This is a genomic window from Embleya sp. NPDC020886, assembly GCF_044333915.1.
GTDB lineage: Bacteria > Actinomycetota > Actinomycetes > Streptomycetales > Streptomycetaceae > Embleya.
The window spans coordinates 410,256-426,539 of sequence record NZ_JBIRRX010000003.1; the positions used below are offsets into that span (position 1 = coordinate 410,256).

Genomic DNA, 16,284 nt, shown 5'->3' on the forward strand with positions numbered 1-16,284 from the left:
CCTCGTAATCTGAGATAAAGCCGCCGCAACCTTGACGCTTTTAACCTGCGGAGGTGATCAGCCACATGACGACACCTCCCGCCAGGAGCCTTGGCCGGGTGCTCGAGGACTTCGGCTCCACCCACCTCGACCTGCTCTACGGCGATGTCGAGGGGACGGCGGAGATCGGTGGCGTCGGCATCCACGATCCACACGACGAACAGCGGCATCCGCCGCACGCCATCGTGCTCGGCGTCGGCGTGCACGGCGCCGACGAGATCGTCGAGCTGCTGCGCCGGCTCGCGGACGACCACGCGGCGGCACTGGTGGTGCGGGAGACCATCGAGCCCGCGGCCGAGTTGGCGCAGGTCGCGGCCGAGACCGGGGTGGCCCTGCTGGCCTTGACCCGAGGCGTGTCCTGGGCCGAACTGGCGGCGATGTTCCGCACGTTCCTGTCCGACGGAGACAACGACGAGGCGCAGACCCACACCCTGGGCGGGGTCCCGTCCGGGGACCTGTTCGCACTGGCGAACGCGATCGCGCCGCTGTTGGACGCCCCCATCACCATCGAGGACCACCGCTCCAGGATCCTCGCCTTCTCCGGTCGGCAGGACGAGGCGGATTCGGCGCGGGTGGAGAGCATCCTGGCCCGGCAGGTGCCCGAGCGCTACCTGCGCATGCACGAGAAGCGCGGCGTCTTCAGGGACCTGTACCGCAGCGACGCCCTGGTGTACGTGCCCGCGCCGACGTTCGGCGACGAGGTGGCACTGCCCCGGGTCGCGGTCGCCGTACGCGCCGGTGACGAGTTCCTCGGATCCGTCTGGGCGGCACTGCGCAAGCCCCTCACCCCGGAGCGGGAGCAGGCGTTTCTGGAGTCGGCCAAGCTCGTCGCCCTGCACATGCTTCGTTTCCGTGCGGGTGCCGATGCGGAGAACCGGCTGCGTGCCGACCTGGTCACGACCGCGCTGGAAGGCGGCGTGGCGGCGATCAGAGCGCTCCGCCGCCTCGGCCCGGGCGGCGGGCCGATGTTGGTCATGGCCATGGGTCTGGCTCCCGGCCGGGGCGCCGACCATGCCCACGTCACGGCCGAGCGGCAGCGGCTGGCCGGCGCGCTGGGCGTGCATCTGACCGCCGTGCAGCCGCGTTCCGCCGTGGCCCTGCTGGGCGAGGTGGTGTACGCGCTGTTCCCGGTGGCGGGCGATCCGGCGCACGCTCGCGAACGTGCCGTGTTGGTGGCGGCGAACTTCGTCCGGCGCACCGGGGAGCGGGCCGGCGCCGTCATCGCGGTCGGGTCGGTGGCCGGCGAACCGGTCGACCTGGCCCACTCCCGGGCCGACGCCGACCGGGTGCTGCGGGTGCTTACCAGTGGCCGGACGTCCCGGCGTGTCGCGTCGATCGCCGATGTGTACGTCGACGCGCTCCTGCTGGAGATGCGCGACTTCACCATCGGCAACCGCGACGAACTCTTCGGCCCGCTCGCCCGGCTGGCGGCGTACGACGCCAAGCACAACGCCCAGCTCGTGGACATGCTCCGGGCGTGGCTGGACGCCTTCGGGGACGTGATGGTGGCCGCGGCGAGCGTGTTCGTGCATCCCAACACGTTTCGCTACCGGATCCGCCGGGTGGCCGAGGTGGGTCAGATGGACCTGCAGGATCCGGCGGAACGCTTCGCCATGATGCTTCAGTTGCGGCTGATGGACCTGGGCGGGCAGGCCGGGGAGGGGGCCTTTGCCGCGCTGCCCGACGCTCGATCGGCCGACTGCCCTCGGGAGGATTCGGAGGCGCATGTGCCGTGGCACGGGCACACCCCGCTGCGGGCCGTGGAAGGTGTTCGGGGTGTGGACGGCGACTGTTCGCCGTCGCGTCCGCTTCGTCCGCGCGGCATGTCGGTCTGAACAGGCGCGTCGCGTCGCATTGCACCGCATCGCCGAGTCGTCCACGCGTCCGGGCGTCGATCCATTGGTTCGGTCCCGGCGGTGGGCGTGTGCTGCCGTCGTGGTACCGCCGTCGTACCGCCGGGGGGCAGCGCCGCCCGCGTTTCGGTCCGGGGCACGAATCGGCGGCGCAGGTTGTCACCGCGCTACCAACTCGGCCCCGAGCTGCGTGGCTAGCGTGACCCACAGCCCACCCCGGAGGTCTCCCGACCGTGCCGCACGATCATCGGCGCCTGCGCCCGCAGGCGGCCCGCGCCCGGCCCGTGGCCCACCCGGATCCCGTCGGAGGCACTGTGATGAACGAATCCACGATCCGCGAACTGCACATGATGGAGGACTTCGATGCCGCCAGCCTGCTCTATGCCGACATCTGGGGTTCCCGGCCCGGCAGTTCACCCATCTCCGCCGAGGTCATGCGGGCGCTCGCCCACGCCGGCAACTACGTGGCCGGAGCCTACGAGGACGGACGCCTGGTAGGGGCGTCGGTCGCCTTCTTCGGCGAACCCATCGGTACCAGCCTGCACTCGCACATCACCGGCGCCGTGGTCGGGCGCGGCGTGGGCCTGGCCCTCAAGATGCACCAGCGGCAGTGGGCGCTCGCCCACCGACTGAGCCGGATCACCTGGACCTACGACCCGCTCATCCGCCGCAACGCCTACTTCAACCTGACCAAACTCGGCGCTCGGCCGGAGGAGTACCTGAGGTCCTTCTACGGCGCGATGCACGACGTCATCAACGGCGGCGACGAGTCCGACCGGGTCCTGGTCGCCTGGGATCTCACCGCGCCCGCCCCGCCCGGGGCGATCGAACTGCCCGCCGGTGCCGAGCACAGCGTCCGCAATGACCGAGGCCGCCCGGAGACCGCCGCGACGGACGCCGAGACCGTACTCATCGACCTCCCCGACGACATCGAGGCGTTGCGCCTCGCCGATCCCGGCGCCGCCCGGGCCTGGCGGCTGGCCGTACGGGAAAGCCTGGGCGGCCTGCTCGCCGAGGGCGCCCGGGTCGTCGGCTTCCACGAACGCCGCCGCTACGTGGTGCAACGCCCCACGACCACAACCTCTGCCTGACCACCCGTTCTTGAGGAGCCACCAGTCGTGAAGACGAAGATTTCCGGTGTCGAGCTGCGTCGGATCGCGATGCCGCTCGTCTCCCCGTTCCGTACCTCCTTCGGCGTGGAGACCCGCCGCGATGTGCTGCTGGTCCGCGTCGTCACCGCCGACCACGAGGGTTGGGCCGAGTGCGGGGCCATGTCCGAGCCGCGCTATTCCTCCGAGTACGTCGACAGCGCCCAGTACGTACTGCGCAGGTTCCTCATCCCCGCCTTGCCGGAGGACGGCCTGGACGTGCACGCGGTGGGCCGGGTGCTGCAGCCCTACACCGGCCACCGGATGGCGAAGTCCGCGCTGGAGACGGCGGTGCTGGATGCCCAACTGCGCTGCGCCGACGAGTCGTTCGGCTCCTACCTGGGTGCCGCCCGGGACCGGGTCCCCTGCGGTGTCTCGGTCGGGATCATGGACTCCGTGCCCGAACTCCTCGACGCGGTGGCGGGGTACATCGCCGAGGGCTACGTCCGGATCAAGCTGAAGATCGAGCCCGGCTGGGACCTCGGCCCGGTACGCGCCGTGCGCGAGCGCTTCGGTGACGATCTGGTCCTACAGGTCGACGCCAACGCCGCCTATACGCTGTCGGACGTCCAACAACTCGCCGGGCTCGACGACTTCGGACTGCAACTGATCGAACAGCCGCTGGCCAAGGACGACATGGTCCAGCACGCCGAACTGGCCAAGCTGCTGCGCACCCCGATCTGCCTGGACGAATCCATCAAGTCCGCCGCCGACGCCGCGGCGGCCATCTCCCTCGGCGCCTGCTCCGTGATCAACATCAAGCCGGGCCGCGTCGGCGGCTACCTCGAAGCCCGCCGCATCCACGACATCGCGCGTGCCCACGGCATCCCGGTCTGGTGCGGCGGGATGCTGGAGACCGGCATCGGCCGCGCCGCCAACGTGGCCCTGGCCGCACTGCCCGGCTTCACCCTCGCCGGCGACACGTCCGGCTCCAGCCGGTACTTCGCCACCGACATCACCGAGCCGTTCGTCCTCTCCGACGGACACCTCGACGTCCCCACCGGCCCCGGTCTGGGCGTCGAGCCCCTCGCCGACCTTCTCCAGGAGGTGACCGTCTCGAGCGAATGGATAGCGATGTAGCGCGGCGGCACGGCGGGGCGGATCACGGCTTCGCAACGTCGGACGAGGCGGGCCCTCTTGAGTGTTGCCACCCACCGGGCCACGCTGTGGATACTCGCGCGGGGATGTCCGGTGACGATTTCCCCGTCGACTTCGTCGTCCGAAGTGAGGATCGGGGATCGGGAAATGCACATTTCACCCGCGGGGTCGTCTCCATCCCCTTCCTGCCGGTGCTCTTCGTCGGAACGCGAGGAGGACGCGCGGAACCACGCGCGAAGGATGGGCATCGGGCGATCCATGGTGGTGCAGGAGCTGGGCCGGGACGACGACACCGATGACGGGATCGGCGCCGACATCGAGGACGTGATCGGCCACGGGATGGTGGACGACGAAACGGACGAAGTCGTGGACGTCGTCCTGCTGTGGTGGCGGGCAGGCGACGGCGACCTGGCGGACGAACTCACGGGTGTGGTGGCGCCCCTCGCCGATCCGGGTGTGATCTGGGTCCTCACGCCGACGACGGGCCGGCCCGGTCACGTCGATCGCACCGAGATCGCCGAAGAGGCGAACGCGGCCGGCCTGTCCTGCACCGGTGCCATCACCCTCGGGGCATGGTCCGGCAACCGTCTCGTCCGACCCGAGGCGCCCGCCGAGTAGCGCGGACCCGGCCGACCCGGCCCCGGCCCACCCTGTTCGGCGCCCCGACGGGCGACGAGTGGTCTTTGGCGCGGGCTGCGGTACGGGATCGGTCGGGCCGGGTGAAGTCGGCCCGGGCGGCACGGTTTCCGCGAATGTTCGCAACCTTCGCGCCTTCTCGATGTCGACTGCCGGGAGCTTCCGTGGCGGGTGTCGCGTGTGTTTGGCTGGCCCGGGGCTCTGCCCCGAGCCGTTCGCTTCGCGGTGCCGGGGTGCGGACGGGCGTGGATGCCGGCGGTGGCTGCGGGTGCCTGGTGACGATCCCTCGTGCGTGCTCGTCGGCGCATGTTTTCGTGCGCGACGGGCTTCCCGCGATGTCGGTGTCCCGAGGCGCTGTCGCACCCGTCGAAGGAGCAGTCGTGGAGCATCCCGTGGCCGTAGTCCTCGCCGCCCCCGCCTCGATGGCCCGGTGCCCGGTCGGCCCGGGGGGAGCCGGCGCCGCGCCGTCATGCGGTGCCGCGCCGTCGTGGTAGCCGATCGTTCGGACAGGCGGGAGTACCGCGCGGATTTCCGGCTGGGGGTCTTCTTCGCGGTCCTGATGCTCGCCATGGGCGCTCTGGTCACCGTGGGGATGGCCGCGGAGCAGGGCTGGTTCTCGGTCGGGCCGCTGGGGATGGGAGTGTTCTTCGGGCTGTCGTCGGTGGGGGTTTTCCGCCTGTACGCGGTCAGAGCGACGATCGTCGACCGGGATGGTGTGACGATTCGAGGGATGTTCCGTACCCGCGTGGTGGCCTGGCCGGACGTGCAGGGCATCGAGATCGAGGGGACGCGCGGGGGATTGGACGACCAGCCGACGCAGGTGGTCGTGCTGTACGACTCGATGGGGCGGCGATACGACCTTCCCAATCTGAACGATGTCGAGACGACGAACCCGAGCCGTGAGGTGCACGCCATCCGGGACGTGTGGGTGCGGCGGCGAGGCGGGCACTGGGTTCCCGTCGCCGAGGTGGTGGCCAGGATCGCGGGTGACCGTCGGGACACGCGGTAGGTGTGAGCCGATCCGTCGGTGGTGACGGGGCCGACTCGGATGCCACCGGGACGATGCAGGCAATGCCCCGGTAGGGGCTTGGTGGTTCGGTTTCACTCGGGCGGCCTCGCCGGGCCCGGCATGGGGGGCGCCGCGGCCGCGAGGCAGGTGCTCGCGGTCCGCGGCGTGCGGTCGTCAGGCGTCGCGCATCCAGTGGCCGTCCGTGGCCCAGCCGACGAAGCGTCGGACGTTCGGTACCGCCGGGTCGTCCAGGCTGCCGCCCGTGAACACGTGGCGCAGGCCCGCCAGTACCGGTGCCAGGCGGCGCGCCGTGTGCTCCGGCCGCCGGGCCGTCTCCTGCGCCATCCACGCGATCACCGCGAACTGGTCCTCCACCCCGCACAGGGACAGGAAGAACAGCGTCTGCCGCCATGCGTACGCGGCGTCCTTGACCGTGCCGAGCGTGCGCGTGTTCCCGGCGATCTGCTGCACCAGCCGGCACACCGTGCGGTACGCGCCCCGTGCCGGCTCCGCCCAGCCCTCGGCCGGCTCCACTCCGATGGGGTGCACCAGCGCGGCGAGGTTGTGCGTGGTGAGGATCTGCGCCTGCTCGATGACCGTCCCGTTCGCGGCGATCGACCAGCGGTTGCGGGGGTCGGTGCCGGCCCGCTCCCGGCACAGCGCGGCGAAGTCGGCCGAGGTGTTCGCGGCGAGCCCGCGCTTGCGCTTGACGTCGTCGATCCCCCGAATCATGGCGTAGTCGATGTCGTAGTACCGCGCGTACAACGACCCTTCGAGCAGTTCCGCGGCGCTCTGCGCGGCGCGCAGGAACTTCGCGGAGAACGTGCCCATGAAGATGTCCGCCGCGAGTTCCTCGGTGAACACCGCCCCGACCTTGGCCTGCCGCGCCAGCGAACCGAGCTCCTGGAGCAGCGGGTTCGGCACGATCGTGCCCGGGAAGGCGCGCACCGTCAGCGTGCCCAGCTCGACCAGCGCCTCGTGCGCGTTCCCCGCGGTGTCGGTCGACACCCGCCGGTACGCGGACACCGCCTGCACCCACGGCAACTCCTCCAGCCGCACCTGGTGCTCCAGGTTGAGCAGCAGCAGCGACCGACGCTCGGCGAACGCCCCGTACTCCGCGGTCATCAGCGTGCGCAGTGCCGGGTCGTGGTACGCCAACGCGGTCGTCGCGGCGACCAGTTGCGGGACCAGCTCGGCCAACACCTCGGCCGACGGCACGATGCCGCGCTCGACCAGCGTGGCGACGGGCGCGCTGAGCGCCCGCTCGACCGGGTGACGCAGGCCGTCCGGAATCGGGCTGCCGGCGCGCACGCCGGTGCGGGCGGCTTCCTCGTCGGTCACCGGTACGAGCAGCCACGCGGTGTCGGGCAGGCCCGCGTCGTCGCGCAGGTTCGCCAACCGGGTGATCAGGACGCGCGCCAACTCGTGGAGCGTCGCGGTCGACGCGTCCGCGGCCTGACGGGCCCGCAGTTCGGTGTGCCTCGGCGAACCGGGCGCGCCGCGCTTGGCGACCATCGAGTCGACGGCGTGCCGGAGCAGGCCGGGACGGGCCGCCGCCCGCGCACGCACGTCGGCGCGGGGTCCGGCGGCGCGGGCGGCGCGGGCGGCCGCGATGCGAGTGCCGGCGCCGCGAACGTCACCGGCCGGCGGGTCGCCGAGTGCCTCGGCCAGGGCCGCCAGCAGGATCGCGGAGTTCTCCCTCGGGTTGCGGTGCTTGCCGCACAACGTGTGTCGCATCGCCAAACGCCGGTGGCGCTCCAGGAGTTCGCGGCCGCGCTCGGTCCAGCCCGCCGGTCGGACCGCGCCGAGCCGGCCGTCCTCGACGGTCTCCAGCCAGTGCGCGAGCAGCTGGTCGGCGAACGGGTTCCACACGGTCAGCGCCTCGTTCATCGCCTCGACCGCGGGCTTGGGCCGCCGCGCGCCGAGGGTGGTCCGCAACGAGCCCACGGACTCGCGGTGCACGGCGGAACCGTCGGGCACCACCGTGTCGGCGGCGCGCGGCAGGAAGCGGAGGCGGTCCGCGTACGGCGTGATCTCGTCGAGCAGCGTGAGCGCCGCGAAGCGGTCCCCGGCACGCAGCAGCCACGCGATGGTGAGCAGCGCGGCCTCCTCGGGCACCGCGACGTGATACCGGCCGCTGTCGAGCAGCGTGTGCAGTTCGGCCATGCCCGCGTCGGTGAGGAAGTACCGGAACAACGCGAGCCGATCGCCGGCCCGCAGTCCGGCGCGGGCGGCGGCCTCGGCCTCGTGCTCGGTCCACGGCCCGCCGGCCGCGGCGTCGCCGGTGGCGAACCCGCCGCGCACGACCTCCGGGGTGACCCACGCGGGAAGCCCACGCACGGGCGTGCGCGAGCCGATGGTCAACGAGCCGTCGGCCATGCCGCGAGCGACCTGCGTCCAGCGGTGCACGCGCTCTTCGGCGCGACGCCGGGTCGCCTCGCTCTCGTGGGACGTGGCGGTGTGGAAGGCCTTGGCCAACTGCCAGTCCGCATAACCGGGGTTGGGGACGGGTCGCACGTGAATCTCGTTCATGCCGACGTGGCGGGCCCTGCCCCCGCGCCCTCCGGGTTGAGAGCCCGGTGCTCCACTGACTGAGCTACACGTCGTGGTCGGTGGGTCGGTGCGGTCCGCACGAGAGGAACCGCCCCGCCCCGTGCGGGTGTTCGGCCGGAACCCTCCCGGTCGAACCCCACGCCCGCCGCATTCCGATGTCGCCAACGTGGCGGGTTCCGCCCCCGCGCCCTCCGGGTCCCAAGCCCGGTGCTCCACTGGCTGAGCTACACGTTGTGGTGTGTCGGCGATGGGCTGCCGACCTGGGACGACACTAGGACGGAAGCCGCGGCCGGGGCAACGGAGTTACCACACGGTGCGCAACGGGCGCGACGTCGACGCCGGCCGCCGGCGTCAGGCGACCAGAGTGGCGATGCCTCCGCCGAGCACGCCCATGACGACGATCAATGGGCTGCCCTTGAGGGCGGCGACCAGGTGGAACCGCAGGTCGCGGTATTCGCCCATGCCCTCGGTGCCGGGAAGGGTCAGCAGGCGAGGACGCAGGCCCGCGAAGACGATCCAGTCGAGAACGACCAGGTCCCAGACCGTCAGCGTGGTGAAGACCAGGGCCGCGCAGGTGGCGGCGGGCAGGAATCGCAGGCCGTCGTCCAGCGCGCCTGGTACCGCGCCCACCCGGGCATGTTGGCGCTCGCCCGCGCCGAGGACCTGACCTCGTTCGCGTCCGCCGACCTGTTGCGGCCCGACGACGTACTCGTGGGGTTCTTCCTGGACCTCGGGATGTTCCCGCAGAACGCCTACCGGGCCTGGTCGATCACCGTGCTCCAGGTCTCCGGCTTCACCGAGGTCTGGGACGCCTGGCACGACCGACCGCCGCCCGGCGCGGACCCGGCCGGATGGATCGGCGTACCGACGACGCCGTCGGCCGAAGAACTCCCGAACCTGCGACGCCTCGCGGCCGAATCCGACCCGGAATCCCCGGACGTCCTGTTCGAATCGGTCCTGACCATGCTCATCGCGGGCGTGGAATCCATGAAGTGACCTTCCGTCCCGGATGCCGTCGGCACCTCGGCGTGACGGGGGCGAGCGACCCGTCGTGTACACCACACTCGACGGCACCGGGACGATGCTTGTCCGATCGCGACGGGATACGGCGTCGTCGGTGGTGGGTGCTTCGGAGCCCGGGACGGAGATGCGTCGGGCCGTTCGGTGTCGCGGACGAAGCGGGAGCGGATGGCGCCGCCCGAGACTGGCGACCATGCGAACGCAGGCGGGAACTACCGGGACGACACGATGACGCGGAGCGCGACGGGGTGTTGTGACGAGGGCCCACGCGACCTCGGTCGCGGAGCCGGTCACTTCGCCCCGGGGCGGGGGAAGGGGCCCACCGAGCAGTGGAGTGGGCCGACGCACGACGACGGCGAACCTCCCCTGCTGGGGGTGCTCGGCGGGATGGGTCCCCTGGCCACCGCGCACTTCTATCGCCGCCTCGTCGAACGCACGCCGGCTCGGCGCGACCAGGAGCACCTCCGGGTCGCCATCTGGGCCGACCCCACGGTTCCCGATCGCACCGAAGCCCTGCTCGGCCGGGGCCCCTCGCCGGTCCCGGGGATGCTCCGGGGCCTGCGTTGGCTGGCCCAGGCCCGGGTGTCCTGCGTCGCCATCCCCTGCAACACGGCCCACGCCTATGTCCGGGAACTGCGCGAGCACACCGAGTTGCCCATCCTCGACATGGTCACCGCCGCACTCCGGTCGTGTCGGGCACGCCGGCCGGATGTGGAACGCATCGGTGTGCTCGCGACCCGGGGCACCCGTACCGCCCGCCTCTACGAGATCGCCGGGCAGGGCCTCGGGCTGACGGTCGTCCAGGTCTCGACGGCTACGCAGCGCGAGCACGTGGACCGCGCCATCGCCATGGTCAAGGAAGGCGGCGACTCGGCCGTGGCCGCCCGCCACATCGCTGCGGCGGCCCGCGAACTCCTCGACCGCGGCGCCCGGATGGCGATCGCCGCCTGTACGGAGATACCCCTCGTCATGGCCGAGGCCGAGCGGATCCTGCCGGTCCTGGACTCCACGGCGGCTCTGGTGGACAGCGTTCTCGCCGAGCTGTGCCCGCCTTCGGCGCCCGGCCGACGCTGACCACCCCGTAGCGCATCCAGGCCCGACTGCTCGACGCGGCCCTAGACTTGGGCATGGTGCCAGGCTCGTGGAGCGAGGAGACAAGCATGCGGAACCGGACGGGGCCACCAGCGGCCGAGGGGTGGACGCACACCGACGAATACCTGTGGCACACCTGCGACATCGTGGCCGATGTCGTCACCGGTCAGGCCGATCGCCGCCCGCTCGTGGCGAGTACGGCCCGGATCGAGCCGGGGGAGCGGGTGCTTGCGACCGGCACCGGGGAGCAGTTCAGGCTGCGCGCGGTGGGCAACGGCAGTTACCGCACCACCGGGGTGGCGGCGGTCGGCAGGCCGGGGTTCGTGGTCGGTGCGCTCGCCCTCACCGCCCTGAGCAACTCCGCGCGTCGCAAGCGCGCGCAGCAGGACACCGTCCCGCGCTGGGTGCACGACGGCGGCGGCGAACTGACGATCACGCGGATGTCGGCGTACCTCGCCCACCCCCGCAATCCGCTGAGCCTCGGCTTCACCGGCCTCGACCAGATCGACCTGCCCGAGGCCGGCGTGTTCGAGGCCCGCTACCACGACATGTACGGCAAGGGCTACATGAACGTGCGCCTCGCCACTCCCTGGGCGTCCCTGGTCTTCGCGCTGGCGGCCCTCGCGGCCTTCCCCTCCCACCCCCGGCTCCTGGGCGGCACGTGGCTCCCGCCGGGCTTCGAGGAGCGCTGCGCCCACTTCGGCCGACCGGTGCGCTCCGCTCAGCGACTGGTGCTGGGCCAGGGCTGACAGTCGTCCCGGCAGGCCGAACGGGTCGTCACGCCGGCGTGCTCCTCCCGTGGGTGCCGTTCATGCCGGTCCGTGCGAATCGGGCGCGGATGTCGTGGTCGGGGGCGCAGGGTCGGCACCGGGGGCCGGGCCGGATCGGTCGGGCGTCGGGCGGCTCGGGGCCGGGTCCTCCGTCGATGGGCCGGTGTCGGCCTCGTGCAGGGCCACGCTTCGGTACGCACCCGGGGTCTGGCCCATGGTGTGGGCGAAGGTGTCGATGAACGCGCTGGTCGTGCCCCAGCCGCAGCGGCGGGCCGTCGTGGTGACGTCGGCTCCCTCGGCCAGTTGGATCATGGCGTGGAAGACCCGGGTGTTGGTCCGCCACCGGGGGTACGTCGTGCCGAACTCCGTGCGGAAGAGCCGGGTGAGCGTTCGTTCGCCGACACCGACGTGGCGGGCCAGCCAGGCGATGGTCCGGGGCCGGCTCAGGTCCTCCTCGACCACCCGGCAGGCGTGCGCCAGTCGCGGGTCCCGGGCCGTCGGCAGGGTCAGGGGTCGTACGTGGGCGCGGCGCAGCCGATCGTTGAGGACCGCCCGGAGCCGCCGTGACTCGGCGGTCGGCAGGTCCGGTTCGGTGCAGGCGACGAAGAGCTCGCGCAGCAGACCGTCCGCGGCCACGACGGTGGGCGAGTCGACGGACAGGGGCGTGTCGTCCGACGCGAAGCCCAGGGTGTGTACGGAGCTGTGCCCGTAGACCCGGTGTTCGTGCCACGTGTTCGCGGGGATCCAGACGGCACGGTCCCGGCAGGCCACCCAGGCGCCCTGCCCGGTGCGGACGGCGAGCACGCCGGCGCTGACGTAGATGAGCTGGTGGTAGGGGTGCCGATGGCGGCTGATGAACTCGCCGGCGGCGTGCGCGTGCGCGGTGGCGGGGGCGATCGACCGGTGCCGGCGGTTCTGCGACATGAATAGGCAGATTAATGGAAGCAGGCCGGCGGGGACTCGTGACAGCGTGACGTCGTGAGCACCACACCGGAGGCCCCGGACCGCCAGTCGACGAACGAGCCGCGGGCTCGGGCGGGCCGCCTGGCCGGGGGCATTCGTCGCGCGGCCGTGGACACCCGCCCGCTGGCCGTGCCTGCCTATCGGCGGGTGCTGGTCGGTCAGGGCGCCTCGCTGGTGGGCACGATGGTCACCGAGGCCACCGTCCCCGTGCAGATCTACCAGATGTCGCATTCGTCGTTGTACGTGGGGCTGGCGGGCCTCGCCGGATTCGTGCCGATCCTCGTGTTCGGCCTGTACGGCGGAGCGATCGCCGACCGGGTCGATCGTCGCCGGCTCTGCCTGTGGTCGTCACTCGGGACCTGGGTGGTGACGATCGCGCTGCTCGCCCAGACGCTCCTGAACGTCCGGTCCGAGGTGCTGTTGCTGGTCCTGGTCGCCGTCCAGGCGGCCGGCTTCGCCACGGCGTCCTCGGCGCGCGGCGCGATCATCCCGCGCATCGTGCCGTCCGAACTGGTCCCCGCCGCCAACACGTTGAGCTTCACGGTGGGCAACATCGGCCAGATCCTGGGGCCGCTCGTCGCCGGCGTCCTGCTCACCCTCCCGCACGGCTTCGGCTACGCCTACGCCGCCGACGCGGTCCTGTTCACCCTCTCCCTGTACTCGACGTTTCGGCTGCCTGCCATCGAACCGACGGGGGCGGCGATCGGCAGCGGAATACGCGCCGTGGTCGAGGGACTTCGCTTCATCGGCGGCAGTCCGGTGTTGTTGATGTCGTTCGCCGTCGACATCGCCGCCATGGTGCTGGCCATGCCGAACGCGCTCTTCCCCGAGGCCGCCGCCACCCGCTTCCACGGCGGCATCGGCGTGCTGTACTCGGCGGTCGCCATCGGTTCCCTGGCGGCGGGCCTGTGCAGCGGATGGATCGCGCGCATCCGTCGTCAGGGCGTCGCGCTCACCGTCGCGGTGGTCGGCTGGGCAACCGCCATCACGCTGGCCGGGCTCACCCACACCCTGTGGCTCGCCGTCCTGTTCCTCGTGCTCGCCGGCGCCGCGGACCTGGTGAGCGCCGTCTATCGCCAGACGATCCTCCAGACGTGGGCGCCGGACGAGATGCGCGGACGCATGCAGGGTGTCTTCACCGTCGTCGTCACCGGCGGCCCCCGGCTCGGCGACCTGCGCGCGGGAGCCATGGCGGCGAGCACGACACTGGTCATCGCCTGGTCGGGCAGCGCGCTGGTGTGCATCCTGCTGGTCGTCGTGGGCGCCCTCGCCGTACGCCCGTTCTGGCGTTACGACGCCGCACGGCGGTGAGCCGCCCGTCCGCCGACGGACGGCAACCACCGCCGCACCCCCACGAGTTCGACGGATCGTGGCCCGATCCGCCGCCCCACCGCGGTCGTTGGGGCGGGGCGGCGGGGGCTACGATTCGCCGCTGATCCCGGCCGAGCCGATCGAGGCGGCGGTGATCGTCCGGGCGGCGGTCCGGGTGGACGAGGCGGAGTTCAGTTCGGTCAACGACGTGCGGTCGAGGGCGTACACGACGAACTCGTAGGTGTTGATCGTCGAGGGCGAGCAGGGGCCCTGGTAGCCGAAGAGACTCGCGCTTCCCCGGTAGTAGACCTGCCGGGCTCCGGCCGGGACCGACGGCCGGTAGGCGTGTTCGACGTTCTGCGGGAGCGAGGTCGTGTTCACCGGGATGTCGTAGGCGACCCAGTGGATGAGGTCGGCGTTGTCGAGGTCGCGCATGACCACGGCGTAGCTCTTGGCGCCGGCCGGAGCACCCGACCAGGCCAGTGGCGGGGACTCGTTCTTCTTCGCGGGGTCGTTCCCGCCGCCGCTGGTGCACTCGTGGATCTTGGGGATGAGGCCGCCGTCGACGAAGGCGGTGCTGGACAGGGCGAACGCGCTCCGACCCGCCGGCGACGCCGACGCTGCCGCCGCCGACGAGGCGGCGACGGGCGCGAGGCCGGCGGTGCAGGTGACGAGCAGAGCGCACAGCACAGTTCTCGTGCTTCTCACTGGAGGCTCCCGAGGATTCTTTCGGTTCCTTTGGTCCGTCCACGTGGCACATGGTGTCCGCTTGTCCGCGCGCGCGGCGAAGCCAGCGTATGCGCCCCGGATTCCGCCGACCAAGGCACTTTTCTCGGGAAACGCGGTACATGACGCCTTGGTTGCGGGCCCGGACGCGTTCGGGTTCCCCGCCCCGATGCCTAATGGCGGAGCGGGTGTTGTGCCATGAAGGCGAGCAGTCGGTCGGTGTCGGTGTCCGTCCAGTTCGGGGGTGGGAGCGTGGCCGCCCAGGCGACCGCGGCGCCGTTTCCGTAGCGGTGGCCGTGCGGGGCGGTGGTACCGAAGGACACCGCGAGGTCCACCGTGGTCTGCCAGAACGTGATGATCGGGTAGTAGCGCACCTCGCGGGTGATGTCCGGACCGAGCGGCGCGTGCAACCACGCGGGCTTGTCGAACAACAGGTCGGGGCTCCACCACACCACGGGATCGGAGGCGTTCTGGAGGTAGACGATCCGCGGTCGCTCCCACGGGCCGGGCGGCCGGCGCAGGTCCGTGGCCGGGAACTGGCCGAAGCGTACGTGCCGGCCGCCGTCGTACACCGGCCGCCACACCGGGCTGCCCCGGTCGCGGTCGTCCTCCATGCGATTCCACAGCCGACTGGCGAACGGCGGTCCCTCCAGCACGACCGCGTCGGCGCCGGCGATGAGTTCGGCCGGGTCGGCGAAGACGGCGTCGGTGGCGTACGCGCCGAGGGATTCACCGCCCAGCACCAGCCTGGGGCGATCCGCCGCGGGCAGCGCGGACCACCGTGCCCGGACCGCGTGGTACAGGGCCCGCTGGGCACGTTCGGCGCGCCCTCGGTCGACCAGGAAGGAGATCCAACTGGGCAGGTACGAGTACTGGATCGCGACCGTCGCGGTGTCGCCGGCGTACATGTACTCCAGCGGGGCGGCCAGGTTCGGGTCGACCCAGCCGCTGCCGGTGGTCGCCTGCACCGCGAGCACCGCGCGGGTCCAGGCGCCGGTGCGGTCGAGTTCGCGCACGGCCAGGTCGGCGGCCTCGCGGAAGTCCTCGTCCTCCGGGTTCTCGCCGATGTAGACCCGGATCGGGACGGCGGCGGGTCGGCCGGTGAACCGGGTGATCAGCGCCGGGTCGGTGGCCTGCGCGACGAACTTGCGGCCGTTGGCGCCCAGGCTGTGCCAGGACACGAGGGAGCCCGGGCCGCCGGAGCGCAGCGGCGAGTCGGGGCGGGGGAGGTTGGGGTCGATGGCGCCGTTGATCGCCTTCGCGGTGTGGTCGACGAATCCGATGAAGCCGCGCTCCCACACCACGTCGTGCAGGCTGACCACGACCAGGAAGGTGATCGCGGCCGGCCCCAGTACGTAGGCCAGCGGGCGGGGCAGCCGGCGGCCCAACCAGCGGATCGACGTGCGGGCCGCCAGCCGCAGTCCGCGGGCGAGGGTGAGCAGGAGCAGCCCGGTGCCGAGGGTGATCACCACGATCATCAGGCCGTTCCAGGGCGAGGACGGGTTCAGGCCCTGGAGCGCGCGCAGCCTGCGCTGGGCCTGCGCCGACCACACCAGGCCGGCGACCGTCCCGATGCCGGCCACCAGGTAGTACGCCCACCACGCGCGCACCCGGAACCGCTCGCCGGGGCGGCGCGCGACGCACGCGCGGATCGCCGTGGCCGCGAGCACGCCGAGGGCGTATCCGGCGATTCCGGCCAGTCCACCGATCAGGCCCTGCCAGGGCCACGGACGCGGCAGCAGGGACGGGGTCAGCGACAGCCACAGGAACGCCGTGGCCACGCACATGCCGATCAGGTCGGGCCAACGGCGGACCACGCGGCGGGTGTTCGGCGGGGTGGTCGGGTAGGGGCGGGCGAGCAGGCGGCGGATTCGGGAGGCGGGCGGCGGGGGTGGTGGGGCGGCGTGGGATCCCGTGGGGTGTGGCGGGCCGTCGGATCGGGCCGGTTCGGCGGACGGCGGCTCGTCGTTCGGATCCGGTCTCGTTCCTGGCGCCACCATCCGATCAGCGTCCTCCGCGGTCGGGCCGGCGGCGCGGTACGACATGGCAACCGCCGCGCAGGTCAC

The 16,284-nt window shown here is 72.1% G+C and carries 14 protein-coding genes and 2 tRNA genes; 9 read left to right on the forward strand and 7 right to left on the reverse strand.

Going from position 1 to position 16,284, the window contains the following annotated elements:
• Nucleotides 1-65: 65 nt before the first annotated feature.
• The 5 genes from ACH4U8_RS12660 (at nt 66) to ACH4U8_RS12680 (ending at nt 5,783) form a co-directional block, all read left to right on the forward strand.
• A complete protein-coding gene (locus tag ACH4U8_RS12660) occupies nt 66-1,874 on the forward strand; it encodes a PucR family transcriptional regulator (protein WP_395777466.1) in 1,809 nt (602 codons plus the stop codon).
• Nucleotides 1,875-2,209: 335 nt separating this feature from the next.
• Entirely contained in the window at nt 2,210-2,983 is a 774-nt protein-coding gene (locus ACH4U8_RS12665) for a GNAT family N-acetyltransferase (protein ID WP_395777468.1), read from the forward strand.
• A gap of 27 nt (nt 2,984-3,010) precedes the next feature.
• Nucleotides 3,011-4,120 carry an o-succinylbenzoate synthase gene (gene menC / locus ACH4U8_RS12670; protein WP_360323667.1) on the forward strand — a complete coding sequence of 370 codons (1,110 nt, stop codon included), beginning with the start codon at nt 3,011-3,013 and terminating at the stop codon, nt 4,118-4,120.
• A gap of 258 nt (nt 4,121-4,378) precedes the next feature.
• Entirely contained in the window at nt 4,379-4,756 is a 378-nt protein-coding gene (locus ACH4U8_RS12675; RefSeq protein ID WP_360323669.1) for a DUF3052 domain-containing protein, read from the forward strand.
• Nucleotides 4,757-5,261: 505 nt separating this feature from the next.
• Nucleotides 5,262-5,783: a PH domain-containing protein gene (locus tag ACH4U8_RS12680; RefSeq protein ID WP_395777470.1), complete on the forward strand. Its 522-nt coding sequence runs from the start codon at nt 5,262-5,264 to the stop codon at nt 5,781-5,783.
• 174 nt (nt 5,784-5,957) lie between these two features.
• Here the strand turns inward: ACH4U8_RS12680 and ACH4U8_RS12685 are convergent, their stop codons facing one another.
• The 4 genes from ACH4U8_RS12685 to ACH4U8_RS12700 form a co-directional block, all read right to left on the reverse strand.
• Complete coding sequence (locus tag ACH4U8_RS12685; protein ID WP_395777472.1) at nt 5,958-8,315, reverse strand: hypothetical protein; 2,358 nt, start codon at nt 8,313-8,315, stop codon at nt 5,958-5,960.
• A gap of 1 nt (nt 8,316) precedes the next feature.
• A tRNA-Glu gene (locus ACH4U8_RS12690) sits at nt 8,317-8,389 on the reverse strand.
• Between the two features lie 108 nt (nt 8,390-8,497).
• Nucleotides 8,498-8,570, reverse strand: a tRNA-Pro gene (locus ACH4U8_RS12695).
• 117 nt (nt 8,571-8,687) lie between these two features.
• Nucleotides 8,688-8,966: a hypothetical protein gene (locus ACH4U8_RS12700; protein WP_395777474.1), complete on the reverse strand. Its 279-nt coding sequence runs from the start codon at nt 8,964-8,966 to the stop codon at nt 8,688-8,690.
• A 6-nt stretch (nt 8,967-8,972) separates the two neighbouring features.
• Here ACH4U8_RS12700 and ACH4U8_RS12705 point away from each other — a divergent pair, with 6 nt between their 5' ends.
• From ACH4U8_RS12705 to ACH4U8_RS12715, 3 genes are all read left to right on the forward strand, one after another.
• Complete coding sequence (locus ACH4U8_RS12705) at nt 8,973-9,332, forward strand: hypothetical protein (RefSeq protein ID WP_395777476.1); 360 nt, start codon at nt 8,973-8,975, stop codon at nt 9,330-9,332.
• Nucleotides 9,333-9,584: 252 nt separating this feature from the next.
• A complete protein-coding gene (locus ACH4U8_RS12710; protein WP_395777478.1) occupies nt 9,585-10,430 on the forward strand; it encodes an aspartate/glutamate racemase family protein in 846 nt (281 codons plus the stop codon).
• A gap of 86 nt (nt 10,431-10,516) precedes the next feature.
• Nucleotides 10,517-11,197 carry a hypothetical protein gene (locus ACH4U8_RS12715; protein ID WP_360323679.1) on the forward strand — a complete coding sequence of 227 codons (681 nt, stop codon included), beginning with the start codon at nt 10,517-10,519 and terminating at the stop codon, nt 11,195-11,197.
• A 60-nt stretch (nt 11,198-11,257) separates the two neighbouring features.
• Here ACH4U8_RS12715 and ACH4U8_RS12720 read toward each other — a convergent pair whose 3' ends face one another.
• A complete protein-coding gene (locus ACH4U8_RS12720) occupies nt 11,258-12,142 on the reverse strand; it encodes an AraC family transcriptional regulator (protein WP_395777480.1) in 885 nt (294 codons plus the stop codon).
• Nucleotides 12,143-12,196: 54 nt separating this feature from the next.
• Here ACH4U8_RS12720 and ACH4U8_RS12725 point away from each other — a divergent pair, with 54 nt between their 5' ends.
• Nucleotides 12,197-13,492, forward strand: coding sequence for an MFS transporter (locus ACH4U8_RS12725; RefSeq protein WP_395777482.1), 1,296 nt, complete (start codon nt 12,197-12,199; stop codon nt 13,490-13,492).
• A gap of 108 nt (nt 13,493-13,600) precedes the next feature.
• Here ACH4U8_RS12725 and ACH4U8_RS12730 read toward each other — a convergent pair whose 3' ends face one another.
• Together ACH4U8_RS12730 and ACH4U8_RS12735 are read right to left on the reverse strand one after the other, a co-directional pair.
• The gene (locus ACH4U8_RS12730) at nt 13,601-14,200 is read right to left on the reverse strand and encodes a YbhB/YbcL family Raf kinase inhibitor-like protein (RefSeq protein WP_395777484.1); all 600 of its coding nucleotides are present in this window, start codon (nt 14,198-14,200) and stop codon (nt 13,601-13,603) included.
• Between the two features lie 191 nt (nt 14,201-14,391).
• Nucleotides 14,392-16,218, reverse strand: coding sequence for an alpha/beta hydrolase (locus tag ACH4U8_RS12735; RefSeq protein WP_395777486.1), 1,827 nt, complete (start codon nt 16,216-16,218; stop codon nt 14,392-14,394).
• Between the last annotated feature and the right edge of the window lie 66 nt (nt 16,219-16,284).